Origin of the sequence: Nonomuraea africana, from assembly GCF_014873535.1 — a bacterium.
Lineage (GTDB): Bacteria > Actinomycetota > Actinomycetes > Streptosporangiales > Streptosporangiaceae > Nonomuraea > Nonomuraea africana.
Genome location: NZ_JADBEF010000001.1, coordinates 6894569 through 6917028, shown reverse-complemented (window position 1 = coordinate 6917028; position 22460 = coordinate 6894569). Strand labels below are relative to the sequence as shown.

22 protein-coding genes are annotated in these 22460 nt (G+C 70.4%); 8 read left to right on the top strand and 14 right to left on the bottom strand.

Annotated features, from left to right (window positions below; all coding sequences use genetic code 11):
* Positions 1 to 101: 101 nt before the first annotated feature.
* Positions 102 to 563: a MarR family winged helix-turn-helix transcriptional regulator gene (locus tag H4W81_RS32735; protein ID WP_318782110.1), complete on the bottom strand. Its 462-nt coding sequence runs from the start codon at positions 561 to 563 to the stop codon at positions 102 to 104.
* 90 nt (positions 564 to 653) lie between these two features.
* Between H4W81_RS32735 and H4W81_RS32730 the strand changes: the two genes are divergently transcribed.
* Positions 654 to 1490 (top strand): SDR family oxidoreductase, encoded by an 837-nt coding sequence (locus H4W81_RS32730; RefSeq protein WP_192778338.1) that lies wholly within the window; start codon positions 654 to 656, stop codon positions 1488 to 1490.
* Positions 1491 to 1672: 182 nt separating this feature from the next.
* Here H4W81_RS32730 and H4W81_RS32725 read toward each other — a convergent pair whose 3' ends face one another.
* The 5 genes from H4W81_RS32725 to H4W81_RS32705 form a co-directional block, all read right to left on the bottom strand.
* Positions 1673 to 2896: an NAD(P)/FAD-dependent oxidoreductase gene (locus H4W81_RS32725; protein WP_192778337.1), complete on the bottom strand. Its 1224-nt coding sequence runs from the start codon at positions 2894 to 2896 to the stop codon at positions 1673 to 1675.
* A 93-nt stretch (positions 2897 to 2989) separates the two neighbouring features.
* Positions 2990 to 3934 (bottom strand): RNA polymerase sigma-70 factor, encoded by a 945-nt coding sequence (locus H4W81_RS32720; protein ID WP_192778336.1) that lies wholly within the window; start codon positions 3932 to 3934, stop codon positions 2990 to 2992.
* Positions 3935 to 4023: 89 nt separating this feature from the next.
* Positions 4024 to 4542 (bottom strand): LysM peptidoglycan-binding domain-containing protein, encoded by a 519-nt coding sequence (locus tag H4W81_RS32715; RefSeq protein ID WP_192778335.1) that lies wholly within the window; start codon positions 4540 to 4542, stop codon positions 4024 to 4026.
* A 2-nt stretch (positions 4543 to 4544) separates the two neighbouring features.
* The gene (locus H4W81_RS32710) at positions 4545 to 5450 is read right to left on the bottom strand and encodes a WXG100-like domain-containing protein (RefSeq protein ID WP_192778334.1); all 906 of its coding nucleotides are present in this window, start codon (positions 5448 to 5450) and stop codon (positions 4545 to 4547) included.
* Positions 5447 to 5773 (bottom strand): YbaB/EbfC family nucleoid-associated protein, encoded by a 327-nt coding sequence (locus H4W81_RS32705; protein ID WP_192778333.1) that lies wholly within the window; start codon positions 5771 to 5773, stop codon positions 5447 to 5449. Before H4W81_RS32705 ends, H4W81_RS32710 begins: the two co-directional genes overlap by 4 nt.
* 121 nt (positions 5774 to 5894) lie before the next feature.
* Here H4W81_RS32705 and H4W81_RS32700 point away from each other — a divergent pair, with 121 nt between their 5' ends.
* The gene (locus H4W81_RS32700; protein WP_225958905.1) at positions 5895 to 7079 is read left to right on the top strand and encodes an esterase-like activity of phytase family protein; all 1185 of its coding nucleotides are present in this window, start codon (positions 5895 to 5897) and stop codon (positions 7077 to 7079) included.
* Here the strand turns inward: H4W81_RS32700 and H4W81_RS32695 are convergent.
* Complete coding sequence (locus H4W81_RS32695) at positions 7076 to 7456, bottom strand: winged helix-turn-helix transcriptional regulator (protein ID WP_225958904.1); 381 nt, start codon at positions 7454 to 7456, stop codon at positions 7076 to 7078. The two genes, H4W81_RS32700 and H4W81_RS32695, sit on opposite strands and share 4 nt — an antisense overlap.
* A gap of 88 nt (positions 7457 to 7544) precedes the next feature.
* Between H4W81_RS32695 and H4W81_RS32690 the strand changes: the two genes are divergently transcribed.
* A complete protein-coding gene (locus H4W81_RS32690) occupies positions 7545 to 8471 on the top strand; it encodes an NADP-dependent oxidoreductase (RefSeq protein ID WP_225958903.1) in 927 nt (308 codons plus the stop codon).
* Here the strand turns inward: H4W81_RS32690 and H4W81_RS32685 are convergent.
* The 3 genes from H4W81_RS32685 to H4W81_RS49555 are packed head-to-tail and all read right to left on the bottom strand — an operon-like array spanning position 8454 to position 12582.
* A complete protein-coding gene (locus H4W81_RS32685; RefSeq protein ID WP_192778331.1) occupies positions 8454 to 9893 on the bottom strand; it encodes an MFS transporter in 1440 nt (479 codons plus the stop codon). The two genes, H4W81_RS32690 and H4W81_RS32685, sit on opposite strands and share 18 nt — an antisense overlap.
* Before the next feature lie 44 nt (positions 9894 to 9937).
* Positions 9938 to 10600: a Crp/Fnr family transcriptional regulator gene (locus H4W81_RS32680; RefSeq protein WP_192778330.1), complete on the bottom strand. Its 663-nt coding sequence runs from the start codon at positions 10598 to 10600 to the stop codon at positions 9938 to 9940.
* On the bottom strand, positions 10597 to 12582 hold the full coding sequence (locus H4W81_RS49555) for an adenylate/guanylate cyclase domain-containing protein (RefSeq protein WP_318782109.1): 1986 nt from the start codon (positions 12580 to 12582) through the stop codon (positions 10597 to 10599). Before H4W81_RS49555 ends, H4W81_RS32680 begins: the two co-directional genes overlap by 4 nt.
* A 204-nt stretch (positions 12583 to 12786) precedes the next feature.
* Between H4W81_RS49555 and H4W81_RS32670 the strand changes: the two genes are divergently transcribed.
* Positions 12787 to 13611 carry a collagen-like protein gene (locus tag H4W81_RS32670; RefSeq protein WP_225958902.1) on the top strand — a complete coding sequence of 275 codons (825 nt, stop codon included), beginning with the start codon at positions 12787 to 12789 and terminating at the stop codon, positions 13609 to 13611.
* A gap of 47 nt (positions 13612 to 13658) precedes the next feature.
* Here the strand turns inward: H4W81_RS32670 and purL are convergent, their stop codons facing one another.
* From purL to purS, 4 genes are all read right to left on the bottom strand, one after another.
* Positions 13659 to 15905 carry a phosphoribosylformylglycinamidine synthase subunit PurL gene (gene purL / locus H4W81_RS32665; RefSeq protein ID WP_192778328.1) on the bottom strand — a complete coding sequence of 749 codons (2247 nt, stop codon included), beginning with the start codon at positions 15903 to 15905 and terminating at the stop codon, positions 13659 to 13661.
* Positions 15906 to 15991: 86 nt separating this feature from the next.
* Positions 15992 to 16675: a phosphoribosylformylglycinamidine synthase subunit PurQ gene (gene purQ, locus H4W81_RS32660; protein WP_192778327.1), complete on the bottom strand. Its 684-nt coding sequence runs from the start codon at positions 16673 to 16675 to the stop codon at positions 15992 to 15994.
* 117 nt (positions 16676 to 16792) lie between these two features.
* Positions 16793 to 17230, bottom strand: a complete 438-nt coding sequence (locus H4W81_RS32655) for an ATP-binding protein (protein WP_318782108.1) — start codon at positions 17228 to 17230, stop codon at positions 16793 to 16795.
* 171 nt (positions 17231 to 17401) lie between these two features.
* Positions 17402 to 17647: a phosphoribosylformylglycinamidine synthase subunit PurS gene (gene purS / locus H4W81_RS32650; RefSeq protein ID WP_183654438.1), complete on the bottom strand. Its 246-nt coding sequence runs from the start codon at positions 17645 to 17647 to the stop codon at positions 17402 to 17404.
* Between the two features lie 280 nt (positions 17648 to 17927).
* Here purS and H4W81_RS32645 point away from each other — a divergent pair, with 280 nt between their 5' ends.
* The 4 genes from H4W81_RS32645 to H4W81_RS32630 all read left to right on the top strand — a co-directional run bounded on the left by H4W81_RS32645 (position 17928) and on the right by H4W81_RS32630 (position 22443).
* A complete protein-coding gene (locus H4W81_RS32645; protein WP_192778326.1) occupies positions 17928 to 18485 on the top strand; it encodes a type II toxin-antitoxin system Phd/YefM family antitoxin in 558 nt (185 codons plus the stop codon).
* A 363-nt stretch (positions 18486 to 18848) separates the two neighbouring features.
* Positions 18849 to 19940 carry a pyruvate dehydrogenase (acetyl-transferring) E1 component subunit alpha gene (gene pdhA / locus H4W81_RS32640; RefSeq protein WP_192778325.1) on the top strand — a complete coding sequence of 364 codons (1092 nt, stop codon included), beginning with the start codon at positions 18849 to 18851 and terminating at the stop codon, positions 19938 to 19940.
* Positions 19937 to 20917, top strand: coding sequence for an alpha-ketoacid dehydrogenase subunit beta (locus tag H4W81_RS32635; protein WP_192778324.1), 981 nt, complete (start codon positions 19937 to 19939; stop codon positions 20915 to 20917). Before pdhA ends, H4W81_RS32635 begins: the two co-directional genes overlap by 4 nt.
* 14 nt (positions 20918 to 20931) lie before the next feature.
* Positions 20932 to 22443: a dihydrolipoamide acetyltransferase family protein gene (locus H4W81_RS32630; protein ID WP_192778323.1), complete on the top strand. Its 1512-nt coding sequence runs from the start codon at positions 20932 to 20934 to the stop codon at positions 22441 to 22443.
* The last annotated feature ends 17 nt before the right edge of the window (positions 22444 to 22460 follow it).

Here is a 22460-nt window from a genome sequence, read left to right as displayed (position 1 = left end):
AGGCCAGGAGATCAAGTTGCCCTGAGTGTAGTGCTGTCGATCAAGGTCTTGACGACGAAGAGGGAGCCGCGGCGGCGGGCCGCAGGGTTCCGGTCGCCGCTCTAGGAAGCCGGCCCGCGATGGCGGAGGCCGGCGACGGCGTCGACGTACTTGAGCATCAGCCTGGCGAACTCCAACCGCTCCCTCTCGCTCCAGTCCGCGGTGATGTACTCGAACGCCTCCCGTTGCAGCCTGCGGAAGCGCGTCATCATCGCCTCGCCCTCGGACGTGAGGTGCAGAACGGTTCGCCTGCCGTCCTGCTGGGAGGCGGCGCGGGACAGATAACCCGCGGAGATGCAGTCGGAGACCATGCGGCTGCCCACCGAGGGGTCGACGCCGAGCCGTTCGGCGACCGCGCCGACGGTCATCTCCCGCTCGCCCTCCTGCACGATCGCGAGGACCAGGGACCTCGACATGTCCTTGGCGGAGACCGGGTTCTCGACCTCCATCAGCACGCCGCGGCGCAGCTTGGAGAAGGCGGGCCCGACGGCGTCGAGCAGCGCGTCGTTCTCGCTTGATGTCACCCTGCCACTCTAACATGTATGTTGACGCACACATATGTGCATGGCAGCATGCATATTCAGTCTCACCATGAATCGAAAGGAAGAGAAGCTGTGACCGTTCTCATCACCGGTTCCAGGGGTCAGGTCGGCTCCGCCGTACGCGATCGGCTCCAGAGCGGCGGGCACGCCCTGCGCGCCGCCAGCAGCCGGCCCGACGGGCCGGAGGTCGTCGAGCTCGTGCTCTCCAAGCCCGAGACCTTCGCGCCCGCCCTGCGCGGGGTCAGCCAGGTCTTCCTCTATGCCGAGCCGGACGGCGTGCGCGAGTTCGTGCGCACCGCCGAGGCCGAGGGGGTGGAGCATGTCGTGCTGATGTCGTCGTCGGCCGTGCTGGCGCCCGACGCGGAGAGCCATCCGCTGGCCAGAACCCATCTGCTCGTCGAGCGCGCGCTGGAGGAGTCGGGGCTGACCGTGACGGTCCTGCGTCCCGGCGCCTTCGCCGGCAACGCGCTCGCGTGGAGTCACGCCATCGGGCGGGGGCAGCCCGTCCAGCTGGCCTATCCCGACGCGCACGTCGCCGCCGTCCACGGGGACGACCTCGCCGACCTGGCCTACGCGGCGCTCACCGGGCACTGGCTGGCCGGTGGGACGTACACGCTGAGCGGGGGCGAGTCGCTCACCTTCCGCGAGCAGCTGGGCATCATCGGCGGGCTGCTGGGCCGCGAGGTGGTCGTCGAGACGATCACCAGGGCCGAGGCGGAGGAGCAGCTGGCGGCCTACCTGCCGCCTGCCGCCGTCACGGCGCTGCTCGACCTGTGGGCGGACTCGACGGCGGGGCCCGCTCCCATCGACGACACCACGATGACCCTGCTCGGCACCCCGCCCCGCACGTTCGAGCAGTGGGCCCGCGAGAACCTCACCGCCTTCGCCGCCCAGTCCGCCCTGAGGTGAACGCGAAAGATCTCAAGTGACGAGCAACTTCTTGGCCGGGGAGTTCGGCCCACGTGCTGAGCGTTGATCAGGACCTCCGCTCGGGCGACCAGGTCACCGTCGACGTCGACGCTTGGGAGCCCCGGCCGAGGACCTCCACCCGGCGATCGTCGCCGCGCAGACCGGCAGCTTCGCTTCGTGCTCTACGCCGGCGCCTTGACGGCCGAGCCCGCCGCGGCCCGCTCCCGCGTGACGCGGCGGCGCCGGGTCGGCAGCCCGAGCGTCGGGTTGGAGACGCCCCAGGCGGCGCCCTTGCAGACCAGCTCCTTGTAGACGGCGGCGGGCCGTCCGGTCAGGACCGCCTGCACGGCGCGGTCGTCGGCGGTGACGTACTGGATCAAGCCCTCCTTGCGGCCCAGTGAGACGCACTGGTTGAAGTAGCGGATCGGCACGTTCGGGAGCTTCCCGCCGGTCAGGCGCGCCGCTATCGCGTCGGCGGCCTGCCACGCTGCCGGGGTTCCCGAGGCGCACGACATCCGTAGCGGCTTGTCCCCGGGGCCCATCACCATGGCCGCGTCGCCGACGGCGTACACGTCCGGGTGCGAGACCGAGCGCATGGTCCCGTCGACCACGATCTGGCCGGTGCCGGTGACCTCCAGGGCGGTCGCCTTCGCGATCGGGTGGACCGCGAAGCCGGTGGTCCACACGGTGACCGCGGCCGGGATGGCCCTGCCGTCGGCGGTGGCGACGCGATCGGCTTCAACGCGGGTGACGGCGGCGTGTTCGTGCACGGTGATCCCGAGCTTGCCGAAGACCTTCCGCAGGTGCTCGCGGCCCTTGGGCGAGAGCCAGTCGCCGAGGCCGCCGCGGGCGGCGAGGGCGACGTCGAGGTCAGGGCGGGCCTCGGCGATCTCGGTCGCGGCCTCCAGGCCGGTGAGGCCGCCGCCGACGACGACCACGGTCTGCCCGGCGTCGAGGCGGGCCAGGCGCTCGCGCAGCCGGAGTGCTCCGGGACGGCCGGCTATCTCATAGGCGTGCTCGGCGGTCCCGGGGACACCTTGGGCGTTCCAACCGCTGCCGAGGGCGTAGACGAGTGTGTCGTAGGCGAGTTCTTCGGCGCCGGACTCGGGCGCGATCAAGCCGGCGCCGTTCGCGTCGACGACGGTGACGGTCTTGCGGTCGACGTCGACGCCGGTGACCTTCGCGAGCCGCAGTTCGACGCCGGTGCCCGCGAACATCTCGCTGAACGGCCGGGGCTTGAGGTCCTGGCCGGCCGCCAGCTGGTGCATGCGGACGCGTTCGACGAAGTCGGGCGCGGCGTTGACGAGGGTGATGGCGACGTCCTCGCGGCGGAGCCGCTTGGCGAGGCGGCCGGCGGCGCTGGCTCCGGTGTATCCGGCTCCGAGGACGATGATCCGGTGCTGCATTCCCTTGCTCCTGTCTCGCGCGGGTTCGTGACTTGAACCGGGCGGCCCGCCGTTTCCTGACAGGAACGCGATGTGAAGCACCTCACATTGCGGTCAGAAGGCGTTGAACAGGGGCTCCCCGTGGTCTGTGGTCGCCCAGCGCGCGGTCGCGCGTTCGAGCTTGTCGGGGTTGACCTGGCTACGGAACGCGGCGATGCCCTCGGCGGTGACCTCCAGGCACATGACGCCGACGACCCGGCCGTCCACGACGGCCACGACGGCGGGGTCGCCGTTGGCGGTCCAGGCGTAGACCTCGGGCGCGCCGCCGACCATGGCGCGCTTGGCCTCGCCGGGTTTGAACAGGCCCCACAGGAACTTCGCGACCGCGGCGGCGCCCTCGAACGCCTTGGCGCGGGCCGGGACCTTCCCGCCGCCGTCGCCGATCGAGATGGCGTCCTCGGTGAGCAGGCGCACGAGCGGCTCGGTCTGGCCGCTGGTGGCGGCCGCCAGGAACTCCTCGACGATCCGCCGGGCGGTGGCCTCGTCGATCTCGGTGCGGGTCTTGCCGTCCGCGACGTGCTTCTTGGCGCGGTGGAAGATCTGCTGGCTGGCGGCCTCGGTGATGTCGAGGATCTCGGCGATCTCCCGGTGCGGGTAATCGAAGGCCTCCCGCAGCACGTACACCGCCCGCTCGTTGGGGGAGAGGCGCTCCATGAGGGTGAGGACCGCGTACGAGACCGATTCGCGCTGCTCGGCGGTTTCGGCCGGGCCGAGCATCGGGTCCCCGGCGAGCAGCGGCTCGGGAAGCCATTGGCCCACATAGGTCTCGCGGCGCGCCCGCGCGGAGGTGAGCTGGTTGAGGCACAGGTTGGTGAGGACCTTCGTCAGCCAGGCCTCGGCGACCTCGATGCGGTCGACGTCGGCGGCCTGCCAGCGCAGGAACGTCTCCTGCACGGCGTCCTCGGCCTCCCCGGCGCAGCCGAGGAGGCGGTAGGCGATGGCCTCCAGGCGCGACCTGGAGCCCTCGAACCGGTCGACGTCGTTCGCGGTCAAGGGCATGGCCCGATCCTAGAGTGTGTCTCCTGGATCAGGAGGGCGCCCGCCGCGTGCTGGTGGGCCCGCACCACGGTGGAGTCGATCTGGTCCGCCTAGTCGTCGGGGAAGGCGGACAGGATCGTGATCAGGTTGTCCCAGTCGGTCACCTGGACCCGGTCGGCCATCTTGCGCAGGCGTTTCGAGATCTCGTCATGGGCGTCCAGGAGGGCGTCGACGCCCTTGGCGATCTGCCCGGAGACGGCCTCGTAGCCCGTTCCGCCGCCCTCGCCCTTGAAGAAGGTCGTCCCGTTCTTCCCGCCGCCCCAGAAGTCGCCGATGGCGTTCAGGTCGTCCATGGCGTCCTCGACGAAGGTGGCCAGGTCGTTCCGTTCGAGGTCGTAGGCGCCCGCGACCGACCGGACGTGCGCCGGGTAGATCTCCATCGGCAGCCGCAGGCGCATCCCCTGACGCAGGGCGTGCGGGTCGCCGAGGACGTCGCGATTGGCCTCGTAGATCCGCTCCCAGCGGGAGCCGTCCTCGAAGAGCTTCTCGGCGATCTGCCAGAGGGACTCCTCGGGGCCGACGGTGATGCTCTCAGGCCGCTCCGGCGGCTCGATGGGTTCGCTCGACATCGTCATCCCGGGGGTTTGTGGGCCATCGTGAAGTAGAGGAGCGCCCTGCCGAGGGTCTCCTTCCAGGTCGGGATGAGGTCCTCGCCCGTCTGGCCGTTCATCGCGTCGTAGGCGGGGCCGTAGCCGATCGAGCCGCCTGCCATCCGGCCGAGGAAGCCCTGCACGTCGGCGTTCTTGCTCAACGCGCTGATGGCGGGCGAGGCGGCGTCGGACACGCCGTAGAAGACGACCGACGCGGCGAACTCCTTCAGCGCCTGCTTCGCGTTGTCCTCGACCGAGCCGACGTCGTCGCCGCGCAACGCTTTCACCCCCGCCACCACGGACACGTCGCCGACCGCGAAGAACGCGCTGCCGATCGAGTACTCGGTCAGCTTGCTCATCAGGATGCGGGCGATGTTGTGCTCCAGCAGCTTCGCCAGGAGCTTGGCCTGTTCCCTCCGCATGAGGATCTTGGTGATCTCGGAGGCCACGCCGGCCTGCCAGGGGAAGGTGGAGATGAAGACGAAGCTGGCGAAGTTGGCGAGGGCCAGGGTCCAGTAGGCGTGCTGGGCCGCCTCGACGACCTCGGCGTAGTCCTCGCAGGCCGCGCTGTTCTGCCTGCACCGCCTGGCGAGCTGGGCGGCGTGGCCCATGACCGGAGGCTGCGGGTACAGGCCCTCGGTCACCGCCGACTTGAAGGCCGCCACGCCGTCGCCTTCGTTGCGCTTCCACACCGCCTCGGCTGAGGGGTAGGTGCGGTTCGGGCTCTGCTCGATCCGCTCGGCCAGCCTGGCCCACACGTCGCGGGCCTCGCGGGCCTTCGCCGGATCGCCCTCGGGGTAGTCGACCGCGAGCATCTGGAAGACGAAGCCGGCCATGCCCAGCGTGCCGAAGGCGAAGATGCTCGCGCGACCCGGATTGATCCTCAACGGTCGTCGTCCAGCACGGTGCCGGCGATGAACGGCTCGACCAGCTCGCCGATCCCGGCCTCCGCGTTCGTGGCCGCGTCGGCCGCGGCCTCGAGGATGGCCGCGGCCAGCTCCGCGGAGCCGAGCCGCATGGCGCGCGGCTCGATGGTGAGGCCGACCAGGGCCCCGGTCGGCGACACCTCGGCGACCACCTGCCCCCGCGCCGCCTCGCCCCTGCCCCTAACCTCGGTGATCCGGTCGCGAAGCCGCTCGATCTCCGTGACGTCCTTCTGAAACTGTGCCAGGAGCCTGTCGAGCTCCGGGTCTCCGGTCCCGTGTCGCATCTGAGCCAGTATAGATCACTTGTGCGAGGATTTTTGGGATTAGTGGTGGGGAATGAGGGTTATAGCGAGACGTCGCCCGCCGTTCGGAATCCCGTCATGTGACCTCTCTAGGGTGCCCGCCATGAGACGTATCGCGATGATGATGTGCGCGGGCGCGCTGGCCCTCGGGCTCGCCGCCCCCGCGGCGAGCGCCGAGCGCGAGCCCAGGCCCGGCGAGTACGGCAGGGCCACGCTGACCGGGTTCGCCGCGCTGCCCGCCCGGACCTTCGTTCCCGGCAGCGAGGCGTCAGGAGCACAACTGGGCACCGCCCCGATCAACGGCATCACCCCGCCCTTCCCCGGCCAGCCGGTGCAGGGATTCAGCGGCATCGCCCGCCGTGGCGACGGGAGCTTCGACGTCCTGTCGGACAACGGTTTCGGCGCCAAGGCCAACAGCGCCGACTTCCTGCTGCGCGTGCACCAGATCAAGCCCGACTTCGGTGCCAGGGCCGTGCGGGTGCTCGGCGGCTTCGACCTGTCCGACCCGCGCGGCCTCGTGCCGTTCGCGCTCACCAGGGCCGACCGTAAGCTGACCGGCGCCGACTTCGACGTCGAGTCGATCGTGCGCGCGCTGGACGGCACGTACTGGATCGGCGACGAGTTCGGGCCGTTCCTCCTGCACGTCAACGAGCGGGGCGAGCTCGTCGACGCGCCGATCGAGCTTCCCGGCGTCAGGGCGCCGGAGAATCCGAACCTGAGCGGCGCCCAGCCCAACCTGCGCAGCAGCAAGGGCTTCGAGGGCATGGCGAGGTCCGTGGACGGCCGCCGCCTCTACCCGCTGCTCGAGGGGACCGTCACCGGCGACCCTCAGGGCACGCTGCGGATGCTCGAGTTCGATCTGCGCAAGCGCGCCTACACCGAGCGCCGGTGGACCTACCGCCTCGACGACCCGTCGCACGCCATCGGTGACGCGATCGCGGTCGACAGGCACCGGTTCCTGATCATCGAGCGGGACAACCTGCAGGGCGACGCCGCCAAGGCCAAGCGCGTCTACCTGGCCGACACCCGTGACAGGGACGGCTACGGCGCGCTCGACAAGACATTGGTCGCCGACCTGCTCGACCTCGCCGCTCCCGACGGCACGTTCAGGTTCCCGTTCCAGACGATCGAGGATGTGATCATTCTGGACGACCGCACGCTCGGGCTGCTCAACGACAACAACTTCCCCTTCTCCGCCGGCCGTACGGCGGGCCGCCCTGACGACAACGAGTTCATCACCGTCCGGCTGACCCGCCCCCTCGACGCCGATCCGAGGGTCTACCGCTAGGCGTCGTACCTGAGCCTCGACGTCGCCACGTACTCCCGGTGCCGTTCCGCCCACCGGATGAGTGAGCTGACCTCCACCGACAGCGTCTCGCCCACGGGCGTCAGCGCGTAGTCGACCCGGGGCGGCGACGTCGGGGTCACCGTACGCCGCACCAGCCCGTCGCGCTCCAGGCTGCGCAGGGTCAGGGTGAGCATCCGCTGGGAGATCCCCTCGATGGAGCGCTGCAGCTCCGAATAGCGCCGGGGCCCGTCGCCGAGCAGCGCCATGACCAGCACGCTCCACTTGTCGCCGACCCGGTCGAGGACGTCGCGCAGCAGGCAGGTCGGGCTGGCCGCGCCGATGGGCTCGGGCACATCGGTGTTCGTTACGAGGGACAAAGTGCCTTCTTCCTTCACCCCGCCATGGTGAACCACACTCGACGTGCGCACAAGAAGTAACCAGCGCACGATGAGTAAGGAGAAGCATATGCGTGCTGTCGCATTCGCCGCTTTCGGAGCCGCTCCTGAGGTCACCGAGCTGCCGGCCCCGGAGCCGGGCCCGGGTGAGGTGCTCGTCCAGGTGCGGGCGTCGTCGGTCAACGGCTTCGACCTCGGTGTCCTTGGCGGCTTTCTGCAGGGCGTCTACGAGTACGAGTTCCCCGTGGTGATCGGCAAGGACTTCGCGGGCGTGGTCGCCGCCGTGGGTGAGGGCGTGACCGAGGTGGCCGTCGGTGACGGCGTGTTCGGCGTGGTCATGCGCCCGACCCTGGGGCAGGGCGGCTTCGCCGAGTACGTCGCCGTCCCGCAGGGGTACGGCCTCGCGCGGCTTCCCGAGGGGCTCGACCACGCCCGCGCCGGCGTGCTGGGCCTGGCCGGCACCGCGGCGCTGAACGCCGTCGACGCGGTCGCGCCCGTGGCCGGGGAGACCGTGCTGATCTCGGGGGCGACCGGCGGGGTCGGCGCGCTCGCGATCCAGCTCGCCGCCGCCAGGGGCGCCACGGTGATCGCGACCGCGCGGCCCGGCGCCGAGGCCGAGTTCGTGGCGGGGCTGGGCGCCGCGCACGCCGTGGACCACGCCGACCTGACGGCAGGCGTGCGGGCCGTCGCTCCCGGCGGCGTGGCCGCGGCCCTGCACCTCGCGGGTGACGGTACGGCCGTGGCCGGGCTGCTCGCGAAGGGCGGCAGGTTCGCCTCGACCGTGCACTTCACCCCCGAGGACGCGGGGGAGCGCGACCTCAAGGTCACCACCGTGATGGCCGACCCGAACCCCGCCACGCTGGCGATGCTCGCCGACGAGGTGGTGGCGGGCCGGTTGCGGGTCCCGGTCGCCAAGGTCTATCCGCTGGAGGAGGCGCCGCGGGCCATCGCCGACTTCACCGGCGGCACCCTCGGCAAGCTAGCCGTCTCGATCTGATCGCCGCCTGGCGAACCCCGCCAGCACGGCCCCCAGGAGCGCCACCGCGAACAGCACGCCGTACGTCCGCTGGAAGCCGGACATGAGCTGTTCCACCGCCACCGGCGACAGCTTCGACAGCGTCCCGCCGTACACCTGGGCGCGGAGGGCGGGGGAGACGGCGCTGGTCAGGACGCTCAGTGACAGACCCACGCTGATCACGACGCCCACGTTCATGACCATCAGCCGGAACCCGTTGACCACGCCCAGGCTCCCCGCGGGCAGGGCGCTCATCACCTGGGTGGTGTTGCCGGTGAGGAAGGTGCCGCTGCCGCAGCCGGCCAGGAAGAGCCCCACCCCGATGATCCAGTACGGCGTGCCGGGCCGGGCCGTGAGCATGAGGATCAGCAGCCCCGACGCGCTGAAGAGCGAGCCGCCGATCGACAGCGCGTACGGCGAGACGCGCCGCCCGAGCGTGCCCGCGATGGGAGAGGCCAGCGCCATCCCGACCGGCACCGGCAGCACGCTCAGCCCCGCGGTGAAGGCGTCGACGCCACGGGCGGCCTGGAAGTAGAGCGCCACCACCAGGATCAGCGCGGCCCTGGCCAGCGCGTTGCAGAACGACGACAGGTTGGCGCAGGCCAGCATGCGTCCGCCGAACAGCCGCAGGTCGAGCACGGGATGCGAGGCCCGCCGTTCGACCAGCACGATCAGCGGCACCAGCACGGCGGTGACCGCGCCCCCGACGATCAGCACCGGGCCGCCGTTGCCGATCTCCGAGAGGGCCACCAGGAAGGCGGTCAGCGCCGCGAAGATGAGCAGGTTGCCGAGGGCGTCGACGGGCTCGCGCGGCCCCCTCGGCACCTTGCGCAGCGTGAACGCGCCCCAGACCAGCGCGATCATCCCCGCGGGCACGTTCACCCAGAAGATCCACTGCCAGCCCGCCGCCTCGGCGATCAGCCCGCCGACCGTCGGACCCGCCAGCTGGGCGATGGAGAGGGTGCCGATGTAGACGCCCATGCCCTGGCTGAGGCGGTCCGGCGGAAAGGCCGCGGTGATGATGACGGTCCCGTTGGCCAGGATCATCGCCGAGCCGATCGCCTGCACGACGCGCATCGCGACCAGGAACCAGACGTCGGGCGAGATCCCGGCGAGCAGCGAGGCGACGGTGAAGAGCGCGAAGCCCGCCAGGTAGACCTCGCGCCTGCCGAGCAGGTCGGCGACGCGGCCGAAGAAGACGAGGCTCGCGGTGTTGACCAGGAGGAAGGAGAGCAGGATCCAGCTCGCCTCGAACGGCGTGGCGTGGAAGTGGCGGACGACGGCCGGGAGCGCGACGTTGAGCGTGCTGCCCGCGATGCCGATCAGCACCAGACCGAGGCTGGTCACCGAGCAGACACGCCAGGCGTAGCGGAGTTGGAGGGTGTAGTCGGGGGAGGCGACCATGCCCCTTACTATGACGTACGACGTACGTCCGATTTATCCTCGGGTCAGCGGGCCCTTTTACGCAGCCCTTCGAGGTCGTGGACGAGCACCCGCCGCCGGCCCGTCTCGATGAGGCCCCTGTCGCGCAGCGTCCGCAGCGCCTTGCTCACCGCCTCCCTGGACGCTCCCGTCCACCCCGCCAGCTCGTCCTGCGACAGCGGCAGCGCCACCCGCAGCCCGGTGTTGGTCTGCTCGCCGTATCGTTCGGCCAGCTCCACCAGGCGCGTGGCCACCCGGCCCGTGGTGTCGAAGGCGCCGTACTCCACCCGCTTCCTGTCGGAGTCGCGCAGCCGTTCGGTGACCATCCGCATCAGCAGGACGGCGACCCGCCCGTGCTTGGCGAGGAAGCCGGTGAAGTCGTGGATGACGACCCCCGAGACCGGCTCCAGCGCCGTGACGGTCGCCGAACGGGCCGAGCCGTCGATCGCCGACATGTCGCCCAGCAGCCCGCCGGGCCCGCGCACGGCCAGCACCACCTCCGTGCCGCCGCTCGTGTGCGACGACACCTTGACCCTGCCTTCCAGCAGCAGCAGCACCCAGTCGGAGGTGTCGCCCTCCGTCATCACCACCGCTCCGCGCTCCCAGCTCCTCGGGCGGCCCGCGGCTTTCAGCGCCGCGCTCTCCTCGGGAGTCAGCATGGACAGGAACTCTCCGGCCTCTGCGGTCATGTCCTGATTATGCGGGTCAGGACGAACGCCTTCACCTCCTGCTCCTTGCCTTTCAGCCGCAGGGGGCCGAGCGGACGCGTCTCCGCGTTGTCGAGCTGGGCCAGCGTGGTGGCGCCGATGACGACCGTTCCGGGCTCCGCGAGGCCCTGGAGCCTGGCGGCCACGTTCACCGCGTCGCCCATGGCGTTGAAGCCGCGCAGTTCGGGGCTGCCGATGTTGCCGACCAGGGCCATGCCGGTGTTGACGCCCACCCTGAAGGTCGGCCAGCCCTCGGCGGCCACGGCCGTGGCCGCCTCCTGCATGGCGAGGGCGGCCGTGCAGGCGGCGAGAGCGTGCTCCTCCTGGGCGGCGGGCGCGTTGAACAGCGCGAGCAGGGCATCGCCGACGAACTGCACGATCGTCCCGCCGTTGTCGAGGATGCACGGGACGGCGGCCGTGTGGTAGCGGTTCAGCATCTCGACGATCTCGCCGGGCGCGACCCGCTCGGAGAACGTGGTGAACCCCTTCAGGTCGGCGAACAGCGCGGTCAGCTCGCGCAGCTCGCCGCCGAGCGCGGCCTGGCCGGGGTCGGCGAGCAGCCGGCTGGCGACATCGGGCGACATGTACTGGCGGAACAGCGTGTCCAGCTCGGCGTACAGGCGCGCGTTCTCCAGCGAGATCGACAGCTGGCTGGCCAGGGTGGCGGCCAGCGCCTCGTCCTGGGGGGTACGGCCGAGCGGGACCTCGAGCGCGCCCGCGAGGTGGCCCTTCACGGTGAGCGGATAGGTGATGAGGCCGTCACGCCTGATGGGGGTGGCGCCGCTGAAGGTGTACTCCCGCGAGCCGATGCTCACCCTGCCGTCGGCGACCAGGCCGATGCGGACGTCGCCGTACGCCTGCCGTACGCGCTCGAGGGCGTCGGTCAGCAGGTCGGACTCGGCCAGCCCTACCCTGGTCTGGGTTCCGACGTCCACGAGCGCCGCGAGGCGCTCGGACAGCTCCCGCTCGCTGGCCAGCGCCTCGCCCGCCCGGTCGAGGACCGCCGCCTGCCCCTCGGTGAGCTGGAACCGCCCGGCCAGCCGTACGGCAGGCAGCTTCGTGCCCCTGCGCACATGCTCGACCAGCTCCTCCAGCGCCTGCTCGTACTGCGCCTGGATCCGCACGACGGTCGCCGACAGCGCCACCGAGTCGAACAGCCCCGCGCTCGACCCCTCGCGCCTGAACTGCAGGTAGGCGCTGTAGGCGACGAAAAGGAAGGCCAGCGTCAGCAGGATGTGCCACTCCCACCAGGACAGGTGCCAGTTCAGCTGGGACATGCCCGCGATCATCGCCTCGGCCAGCAGCGCGTAGGCCGTGACCAGGCTGACCAGGATCGCCGAGCGGCGCATCCGGTGCAGGCGATACATCATCCCGCCCGCCGCCACGAACAGCACCAGGCCGGGCACGGAGAACCAGCCGAACCAGGGGATCGGCAGCACGGCGGGCGGCTTGCTGAGCAGCGTCAGGCCCGGCACGAGGGAGGCGATGCCCCAGAGCACCATGAGCCCGACGACCGTCGCCCTGATCAGGTGCTGCGACCTCATCACCGAGCGCGCCTGGGCCGCACCCAGCGGGAAGGCCGAGGCCAGGGCGAAGACGGCGGCCATCGTCAGCCCCACCTGCTGGCCGATGTCGAAGCCGAGCGAGTGGTTGCCGAGGATGATCCGCGGCGTGGACAGGCCGTGCAGGAAGAAGAAGCCCGCGCTGCTCAGGAAGACCATGGAGACCAGGAACAGCCTGGCATCGGCTCTCCTGCGCGCCGCCTCGCTGATCATCAGACCGAGGACCACGTTGACGCCCGCCACGACGAGGATCATCCAGAAGTGGCTGGGGTTGTGGTGCCACATGATGTTGACGCGAGGCTCGGCGAGCAGCAGCCACAGGCCGAGCAGCGGCAGCACGAGATGAATCGCCCACACCACCACCCTGAGAGGCTGGGTGGCCGGCGGGAGGTAGGAGTCCACGTCCGATTATCTCCCCGCCGCCCCCGAATCCACTGCGTCCTTCTGCACACAGATTCCGTCGTCAGAGCTGACCGCCGGTAAGTCGAATCTGTCACCCTTTGTTTCGTGACATACACGTTATGTAGCCACGTAATCCTTTGGAACGGTTGAAACGTGAATCTCATGAACAACATGAGCACCTCATGTTCCTTTGGAAGGACATCCGTGGCGATCAAGATTCGTGGTGGGCGTGCGCTCACCCTGACCACCGTCGGAGCGCTGACCCTCTCGCTCTTCACCATTGGTGGCGTCGCCACCGCCTCCTCGGCCGCCGGCGAGGAGGTACACGCCTGCGTCCACAAGAAGACGCGGTACGCCCGCATCGTCAACCCGTCGACGCCGTGCAGGAAGACGGAGGAGAGGGTGCTGATCGGCGGCTCGACGACCAGCGGCCTGTCCGGCACCCGCGAGAAGGGCGACACCGGCGCCCAGGGCCCGAAGGGCGACACCGGACCGCAGGGGCCCGCGGGCCCTGCCGGCAAGAACGGCCTCGACGGCAAGCCCGGCATCCAGGGCCCCAAGGGCGACACGGGCCTGAAGGGCGAAACCGGCCCTCAGGGCCCTCAAGGCCTTAAGGGCGACAAGGGCGACAAGGGCGACAAGGGCGACAAGGGACTGCAGGGCCCGCGTGGCTATCGCGGCCCGGCGGGCCCGAAGGGCGAGAAGGGCGAGCCCGGCTCCTCCGGCACCTTCACGACCTACACCAGGTCCGCACTCATCTCGGGGCTGGGCTCGAAGTCAGCCTCCTGCGACGGGGCCGACCCCGCGACCGGCGGCGGCTTCTCCTTCGCCACGTTCAAGAACGCCGTGGTGCTGAGCAGCATGCCCGACGGTAAGAGCTGGACCGTGACCGTGGCCAAGGACGACAACGGCGGCGGCAACAACCTCGCGGGCGCCGGCGGCGCGACCGAGCCTCCCGCTGGCACCGACCAGAAGGGCGGGACCAGCGTGGACGGCACCGTCTACGTCGTCTGCCTCAAGAAGGGCTGACACATGCGACAAGGGGGCTGATAGCAGCCCCCTTGTCCAAGAAAACCTCAGCCGAACAGCGCGGGCAGCGTGTTCGTGTGGACCTCGCGGAGTTCGGCGACGGGCACCTCGAAGACGCCCTCCACCACCAGCGAGTCCCCGCCGGTCTCCCCGAGCCCGTAGCACGGCACCTCGTTCGCCGCGCACAGCGCCGCGAACTCCTCGAACGCCTCCGGGCGGACCGCCACCAGCGCCCGAGCCGACGACTCGCTGAACAGGTGCACGAACGCGTCCCCGGCCAGGGACACCCTGGCGCCGACGCCCTGGGCGAGGCACGCCTCCGCCAGCGCGATGGCCAGGCCGCCGTCGGACAGGTCGTGCGAGCCCGCCACCAGCCCGCGGCGAGCCGCCTCGACCATCACCGACGCGAGCCCCTGCTCGGCCACCAGGTCGACCTCGGGCGGCAGCCCGCCGAGGTGCGAGTGGACGACGTTCGCCCACTCCGACCCGCCGAACTCCTCGCGGGTGTCGCCGAGCAGCGCGATGCGCAGCCCCGGCTCGACGAAGCCGGACCTGATGCGGTTGGCGACGTCGTCGATGACGCCGAGCACGCCCACGACGGGAGTCGGGTGGATGGCCGCGGTGCCCGTCTGGTTGTAGAACGAGACGTTGCCGCCGGTCACCGGGACGCCGAGGGTCCTGCACGCGTCGGCGAGCCCGCGTACGGCCTCGGCGAACTGCCACATGACCTCGGGGTCCTCGGGCGAGCCGAAGTTGAGGCAGTTGGTGACGGCCAGCGGCTTGGCGCCGGTGACGGCGACGTTGCGGTAGGCCTCCGCCAGTGCGAGCTGCGCCCCCGCGTAGGGGTCGAGCCTGGCGTAGCGGCCGTTGCCGTCGGTGGCCAGCGCGATGCCGCGGTTGGTGGGCGTGGCGCCGTCCATGACCTCGGAGATGCGCAGCACGCCCGCGTCGGCGGGCTGGGCCAGGACGGTGTTGGAACGGACGTACCGGTCGTACTGGGAGGTCACCCACTCCTTGGAGGCCAGGTTCGGCGAGCCGAGCAGCTGGAGCAGGGTGGCCCGCAGGTCCTCCGAGCGCGGCAGGTCGACGGCCTGGTTCAGGGCGGCCTGACCGGCGGGCTCGTGGAAGGGGCGCTCGTAGACGGGACCCTCGTCGGCGGCGGTGCCCGGCGGGATGTCGACGATGACCGAACCGTCCCAGGTCATCACGAGCCTGCCGGTGTCGGTCACCTCGCCGATGACGACGGCGGGGACGTCCCACTTCTCGCAGATCGCCATGAAGGCCGGAATGTCGGCGGGTGCGACGACCGCCATCATCCGCTCCTGCGACTCGCTCATCAGGATCTCCTCGGGACGCAGCGAGGAGTCGCGGAGCGGGACCAGGTTGAGGTCGACGTGCATGCCGCCGGTGCCCTTGGCCGCCAGCTCGGTGGTGGCGCAGGAGACGCCGGCCGCGCCGAGGTCCTGGATGCCGACGACCACGTCGGCGGCGTAGAGCTCCAGGCAGCACTCGATGAGCAGCTTCTCCATGAACGGGTCGCCCACCTGGACGGCGGGTCGCTTGGCCTCGGACTCGTCCTCGAAGGTGGCCGACGCCAGCACCGAGGCGCCGCCGATGCCGTCGGGGCCCGTGGAGGCGCCGAAGAGCACGACCTTGTTGCCCGGCCCGGGAGCGGTGGCCAGCTTGATCTGGTCCTTGCGCAGCAGGCCGACGCAGAGCGCGTTGACCAGCGGGTTGCCGATGTAGCAGGGGTCGAAGACGACCTCGCCGCCGATGTTGGGCAGGCCCAGGCAGTTGCCGTAGAAGGAGATGCCCTCCACGACGCCGGGCAGCACGCGCCTGGTGTCGGGCTGGTCTGCGCCGCCGAAGCGTAGCGCGTCCATGACGGCGATCGGGCGCGCGCCCATCGACATGATGTCGCGCACGATGCCGCCGACGCCGGTGGCCGCGCCCTGGTGCGGCTCGACGTACGACGGGTGGTTGTGCGACTCGATCTTGAAGGTGGCCGCCCAGCCGTCGCCGATGTCGACCACGCCCGCGTTCTCACCCATGCCGACCAGCAGCGCCTCGGACTTGGGCGCCTTGGTGGCGAACTGCTTCAGGTGCACCTTGGAGGACTTGTACGAGCAGTGCTCGGACCACATGACCGAGTAGATGGCCAGCTCGGAGGAGGTGGGACGGCGACCGAGGATCTCCTTGACCCTGTCGTACTCGTCCTGCTTCATCCCCAGCTCGGCGAACGGCATCGCCTCGTCGGGCGTCTCGGCCGCCCGCTTCACAGAATCTGTGTTCATGGGTCGCTCACCACTCCTCATTCGCTCCGCGGCGTGCCTCGTTCCTCGGCCCGCCACTCCGCTCACTGCGTCGGGTTCACTCCCGGTCATACGTTCACCAGCTTCTTGAGGATGGAGGTGAAGAAACCGAGGCCGTCGGTGCTGGGCGCGCCGACGAGGTCCTCGACCGCGTGCTCGGGGTGCGGCATGAGGCCGACGATGGTGCCGGACTCGTTGGAGATGCCCGCGATGTCGTTGAGCGAGCCGTTGGGGTTGCCGCCGACGTAGCGGAAGACCACCTGGCCGTTGGCCTCCAGCGCCTCGAGGGTCTCGGCGGAGGCGACGTAGCGCCCCTCGCCGTGCTTGACCGGCAGCACCAGCTCCTGGCCGACCTCGAAGGCCGAGGTCCAGGTCGTGGCGGCGGACTCCACCCTGATCCGCTGGTCGCGGCAGATGTAGTGCAGGGAGGCGTTGCGGGTCAGCGCGCCTGGCAGCAGGTGCGCCTCACACAGGATCTGGAACCCGTTGCACGTGCCCAGGACGGGCAGCCCGCTCTTCGCGGCCGGGATGAGCTCCTCCATCAGCGGCGCGAAGCGGGAGATGGCCCCGCAGCGCAGGTAGTCGCCGTAGGAGAAACCGCCGGGCAGGAAGACCGCGTCGACCCCCTTGAGGTCGTGATCGCCGTGCCAGAGCGGCACCGCCTCCGCGCCCGCCAGCCGTACGGCACGGGCGGCGTCCTGGTCGTCGAGAGTTCCTGGAAACGTGACAACGCCCACACGGGCAGCGCTCATGACTTCGTCCCCTCCGGAGGAATGCGCACGCCACGCCACCGTCTCGTCAGGGTGGACGGTGGTCTGCGGCGGTTCCTCAAGGGTATCCGCTGTCGTCAGGTGCCGTTTTCGCGGGGCTCAGACGGCGGCGAGCTCGCGCGGGCGCGCGCCTTCCTCGTCGTCCCACGCCAGGTGCTTGCGCAGGTGGACGGTGGTGCCCCGGCCGGGCGTGATGCCGAAGGAGATCTCGTCGACGACGGAGCGCATGATGAGCAGGCCGCGCCCGTTCTCGGTCTCGGGCGGGGGGTAGTGCAGCGGCATCGACGGCAGCCCGCCCCCCGAGTCGGCCACCTTCACGTCGCAGCGGCCGTAGCCGATCGACGCGCTCACTTCGTACCGGTTGGCCGGACCACCGTGCCGCACCGCGTTGGAGCAGGCCTCCGAGACCGCGAGCAGCATGTCGGAGATGCAGGTCTCGCTCACGCTGAGTGAGCGCATCGCGTCACCCAGCACTCGCCTGACCATCGGGATGCCGATCGCATCCCTGGGCAGCGCCAACGAGAACTCAATATCCACCGGACCCCTCCGGGTGCCAGAATCTCACCTGGAGTAGGTTTCCCCGTGAAATCAGGGCTAACCGCAAAATCACGTTGTTGTTATTTAGTGTTGGTAAGCCCGTGGGATTGTGGCATGGCGAAACCCGGCTTTAAGCCGTGATGGGTAATTCAGGGTGTCAAATGTGCTGTTCTACCCCTCGACCCTCACGGTGTACTCCTCGATCACCGTGTTGGCCAGCAGGGTCTCGGCCATCTTTCGGACGTCCGCAAGGGCGGCCTCGTCGGCGGCGCCCTCGAGCTCGATCTCGAAACGCTTTCCCTGGCGCACCTCGGAAACGCCGGAGAAGCCCAGGCGCGGCAGCGCGCGGGCGATCGCCTGCCCCTGCGGGTCGAGGATTTCCGGCTTGAGCATGACGTCGACGACTACGCGCGCCACGGCGCTCCTCCTGAAAGGTGGGTACGGCTTGCGGCGTTCAGCCTAGTCCCCCCACCGACCTCACTCACCGTCACCCCCCGCACCGACCGGCGGGGGAGCGCTGGCGGAAATCCGTTCCGCGAGGTTCGCCGGCGGCCTGTGCCTGATCATCAATGTTGCGAGAGCCCGTAACCCGGCGTGATCTTGGCAGGACAGCACCCGCGATCACCGGGCCGTCGCCCGTACAGGAGTCTCGTAAGGCGGCTTGCGAAAATTTTGTATGGCACCTTACGATCTCGGGATGATCAACACACAGCGCCCCTCGTACGACGAGCTCGTGGTGCGGCTTGGCGCGCCCGTCGCAGTGGAGGACGCCCGCTCCCGCTGGGGCTCGCTGGTGAAAGCGGCCAGGAACGGCGACACCACGCTGATCACACGCGAGCGCTGGGAATGGGCCGCACTGGTTCCCCTGTCGCGGGTGCGGGGGATGCTGACCGGCCTGTCGATGGTGCCGGTGTCGACGGCCCGGTCCAAGCTCGGCGACCTCGTTCGCCAGGTCGCCGACCCGTACTACGACGAACCCGTGCTGCTGGCCCGCCACCGCGCCCCGGTCGCCGCCCTGATCGCGGCCCGATCCCTCCTGGCCTCGCCCGCCTCGCCGCTCCGCCCGGAGGCCGACGCGCTGCTGTCCGGCGGCCACAGCATCACACTGACCCGCGACCCCGTGGGGGAGTTGGTCATTGCCATCGCCCGCGACCAGGACGGCGACGAGATCGCGGCCGGGGCAGGACGCGACGCCGCCGAGGCCCTGCGTGCCCTGGCCGGGCCGCGGCGTCATCTGGACTCCTCCTCGTCATGAACCCGGCCCTCCGCTCGGGCTGTGCGGTGAGGGGCTCCAGCAGGAACCGCATGGGAACACGGTGGCGTGGGTGCGGGCGGGCGCCGGCGGAGGTCCGATCGGAGAGGTTCACCGGCGGCGCTTCTTGCTCACCGTCACCCTCTGTGTCGGTGACTGAGAGAGCGCTTGCCGAAGTCCGATCGGAGAGGTTCACCGGCGGCGCATCGGGAACGGGGAGGGCATGGGGCTTGCGCGTAGGGATGTGACCTCTGCCACGATGTCCCCAAACGCGTACGAACCACCACCAGATGGGCCGTACGCCGGAAAGGCCGGACAAAGCATGGCAACCCCAGCGAACCGGCCCCGACCGCACAGGAGTGGCACGTGACCGTCGACGCCTCTCGTGGTGCTGACGCACCTCCGGAGCTCGTCCAGTTGCTCACCCCCGAAGGGGAGAGGGTCGAGCACCCCGACTACGACATCGACCTGACGCCCGAAGAAGTGAGGTCGCTCTACCGCGACCTCGTGCTCGTCCGCCGCGTCGACCTGGAGGCCGTTGCCCTGCAGCGCCAGGGCGAGCTCGGCATCTGGGCCTCGCTGCTGGGCCAGGAGGCCGCGCAGATCGGCTCGGGCCGCGCGCTCACCGACGCCGACATGGCCTTTCCCACCTACCGCGAGCACGGCGTCGCCTGGTGCCGTGACGTGGACCCGGTCAAGCTGCTCGGGCTGTTCCGCGGCGTGAACCACGGCGGATGGGACCCCGCCGAGCACAACTTCCACCTCTACACGATCGTCATCGGCAGCCAGACGTTGCACGCGGTCGGCTACGCCATGGGCATCCAGCGCGACGGCGCCAACGCCGCCACGATCGCCTACTTCGGCGACGGCGCCACCTCCCAGGGCGACGTCAACGAGTCGTTCATCTGGGCCAGCGTCTTCAATGCGCCGATCGTCTTCTTCTGCCAGAACAACCAGTGGGCGATCTCCGAGCCGCTGGAGAAGCAGTCCCGCATCCCGCTCTACCGCCGCGCCTCGGGCTTCGGCTTCCCCGGCATCCGCGTGGACGGCAACGACGTCTTCGCCTGCCTGGCCGTCACCCGTCAGGCGCTGAAGAACGCGAGGGAGGGACAGGGCCCGACGCTGATCGAGGCCTTCACCTACCGCATGGGCGCGCACACCACCACCGACGACCCGACCCGCTACCGGGTGGCCAGCGAACTGGAGGCGTGGAAGCTCAAGGACCCGATCGAGCGGGTCAAGGCGTTCCTGGTCAGGAACGAGCTGGCCGACCAGGCCTTCCTCGACTCCGTGGAGGCCGAGGCCGAGGACCTGGGCGCCGACCTGCGCAGGCGCTGCCTGGAGATGCCCGATCCCGAGCCGCTCGAGATCTTCGACCACGTCTACACCGGACCGCACGCGCTCGTCGCCGAGGAGCGCGCCCAGTACGCCGCCTACCTGGAGGGTTTCGAGCGATGAGCGTCCTGACCCTCTCCAAGGCGATCAACGAGGGCCTGCGCAAGGCGATGGAGGACGACCCCAAGGTCCTCATCATGGGCGAGGACGTCGGCAAGCTCGGCGGCGTCTTCCGCGTCACCGACGGCCTGCAGAAGGACTTCGGCGAGGACCGCGTCATCGACACGCCGCTCGCCGAGTCGGGCATCGTCGGCACCGCGATCGGCCTGGCCCTGCGCGGCTACCGGCCCATCTGCGAGATCCAGTTCGACGGATTCGTCTTTCCCGCGGCCGACCAGATCATCACCCAGCTCGCCAAGATGCCGCTGCGCTCGCTCGGCGCCATCAAGTTGCCCGTCGTGGTCCGCATCCCGTGCGGCGGCGGCATCGGAGCCGTCGAGCACCACAGCGAGTCGCCCGAGGCGTACTTCACCCACACCGGCGGCCTGCGCGTCGTCGCCTGCAGCAACCCGGCCGACGCGTACTCGATGATCCAGCAGGCCGTCCGCTGCGACGACCCGGTGATCTTCTTCGAGCCCAAGCGGCGCTACTGGGAGAAGGCCGACGTCGACACCTCCTCCACCGACTGGTGGACGCCCTTCGACGAGGCCACGGTCGTACGGCAGGGCACCGACGTCACGCTGCTCGCCTACGGCCCCATGGTCAAGACCTGCCTGGAGGCGGCCACGGCGGCCCAGGAGGAGGGACGCTCGCTCGAGGTGATCGACCTGCGCTCGCTCAACCCCCTCGACTTCCCCAAGGTCATGGAGTCGGCCCGCAAGACCGGCAGGGTGGTCGTCGTGCACGAGGCGCCGGTCTACAACGGCTTCGGCGCCGAGCTCGCCGCACGGATCACCGAGTCGTGCTTCTACCACCTCGAGTCGCCCGTGCTGAGGGTCGGCGGATTCTCCACCCCCTACCCGCCCTCGAAGCTGGAGGAGCACTACCTGCCCGACCTCGACAGGGTCCTCGAGGCCGTCGACCGTACCTTCACCTTCTGAGAGGGGGACCTCGAATGCGTCGCGAATTCAAGCTCCCCGACGTCGGCGAGGGCCTGACCGAGGCGGAGATCGTCCGCTGGCACGTCAAGCCGGGAGACTCCGTCAAGGTCAACCAGATCGTCGTGGAGATCGAGACCGCCAAGTCGATCGTCGAGCTGCCCTCTCCGTGGGCGGGCGTGGTCGCCGAGCTCATGGCGGAGGAAGGGCAGACGGTCGACGTCGGGCTGCCCATCATCGCCGTCGAGACCGGCGAAGCCGCCCCCTCCGGTGCCGCCGCCCCTTCCGGTGCCGAAGCCGCCCCCTCCGGTACGGCGCCCGCCTCCGCCGCCTCGGCCCAGGGCCCGGCGGACCGGATGGCGGCGCTGGCCGACGACATGGTGCCGCGCCCGCAGACCGAGGGCGTCGTCGAGCCGGGCGTGCACGGCAGTCCGGCGCCCAAGGAGGAGCGCACGCCCGTCCTGGTGGGCTACGGCGTCAAGACCGGCGCCGCGAAACGCCGACCCCGCAAGACCCCCGCACCGGACGCGGGGCGCACCCAGCCGACGCAGGCCGGTCAGGCACAGCCAGGTCAGGCACAGCCAGGTCAGGCGCAGGCGGCTCAGGCAGCCCATCCCGAGCGGGTCGCCTTCACCGGGCCCGGCACCGCGCACGTGCTGGCCAAGCCGCCGGTCCGCAAGCTGGCCAAGGACCTGGGGGTGGACCTCACCACCCTGACCGGCACGGGCCCCCAGGGCTCCATCACCCGCGACGACGTCCACGCCGCCGCCCAGGAGCCAGCGCAGGCCGTGTCCGCAGCGTGGGCCGCCCGGCCGGGGACGCCCGAGCTGGCGGAGGAGCGCGTCCCCATCAAGGGCGTGCGCAAGATGACCGCACAGGCGATGGTGGCCAGCGCCTTCACCGCGCCGCATGTCACCGAGTTCCTGCAGGTGGACGTCACGGAGACGATGGCCGCCGTCCAGCGGCTCAAGGCGCTGCCCGACTTCGCCGAGGTCAGGGTGTCGCCGTTGCTGCTGGTCGCCAAGGCCGTTCTGGTCGCCGCCCGCCGCTACCCGATGATCAACTCCACGTGGGACGACGCGGCGCAGGAGATCGTGGTCAAGCACTACGTGAACCTGGGCATCGCCGCCGCCACCCCGCGCGGCCTGGTCGTTCCCAACATCAAGTCGGCCCACACCCTCGACCTGCCGGCTCTGGCGGGGGCGCTGGGCGAGCTGACCGAGACGGCGCGCGCCGGCCGTACCCAACCGGCCGACATGGCGGGCGGGACGATCACGATCACCAACGTGGGCGTGTTCGGCGTCGACACCGGCACCCCGATCCTGAACCCGGGCGAGGCGGCGATCCTGGCCTTCGGCATGGTCAGGGATGCGCCGTGGGTGGTGGACGGGCAGCTGGCGGTCAGGAAGGTGACCACGCTCGCGCTGTCGTTCGACCACCGGATCATCGACGGCGAGCTCGGCTCGCTCTTCCTGCGAGACGTGGGCGCGATGCTGGAGGATCCGCTGCGCATGCTGGCCTGGAGCTGAAGGAGGCGGGCGGGCGG

Bases quoted from the DNA above. Each gene is read 5' to 3' on its own strand.
- H4W81_RS32680 (WP_192778330.1), bottom strand. From the start codon at position 10,600: ATGACCGCAGAGGCCGGAGAGTTCCTGTCCATGCTGACTCCCGAGGAG.
- H4W81_RS32645 (WP_192778326.1), top strand. From the start codon at position 17,928: ATGATCAACACACAGCGCCCCTCGTACGACGAGCTCGTGGTGCGGCTT.
- H4W81_RS32635 (WP_192778324.1), top strand. From the start codon at position 19,937: ATGAGCGTCCTGACCCTCTCCAAGGCGATCAACGAGGGCCTGCGCAAG.
- purL (WP_192778328.1), bottom strand. From the start codon at position 15,905: ATGAACACAGATTCTGTGAAGCGGGCGGCCGAGACGCCCGACGAGGCG.
- H4W81_RS32690 (WP_225958903.1), top strand. From the start codon at position 7,545: ATGCGTGCTGTCGCATTCGCCGCTTTCGGAGCCGCTCCTGAGGTCACC.
- H4W81_RS32700 (WP_225958905.1), top strand. From the start codon at position 5,895: ATGAGACGTATCGCGATGATGATGTGCGCGGGCGCGCTGGCCCTCGGG.
- H4W81_RS32630 (WP_192778323.1), top strand. From the start codon at position 20,932: ATGCGTCGCGAATTCAAGCTCCCCGACGTCGGCGAGGGCCTGACCGAG.
- H4W81_RS32685 (WP_192778331.1), bottom strand. From the start codon at position 9,893: ATGGTCGCCTCCCCCGACTACACCCTCCAACTCCGCTACGCCTGGCGT.
- H4W81_RS32720 (WP_192778336.1), bottom strand. From the start codon at position 3,934: ATGCCCTTGACCGCGAACGACGTCGACCGGTTCGAGGGCTCCAGGTCG.
- H4W81_RS32705 (WP_192778333.1), bottom strand. From the start codon at position 5,773: ATGCGACACGGGACCGGAGACCCGGAGCTCGACAGGCTCCTGGCACAG.
- purQ (WP_192778327.1), bottom strand. From the start codon at position 16,675: ATGAGCGCTGCCCGTGTGGGCGTTGTCACGTTTCCAGGAACTCTCGAC.
- H4W81_RS32715 (WP_192778335.1), bottom strand. From the start codon at position 4,542: ATGTCGAGCGAACCCATCGAGCCGCCGGAGCGGCCTGAGAGCATCACC.
- H4W81_RS32725 (WP_192778337.1), bottom strand. From the start codon at position 2,896: ATGCAGCACCGGATCATCGTCCTCGGAGCCGGATACACCGGAGCCAGC.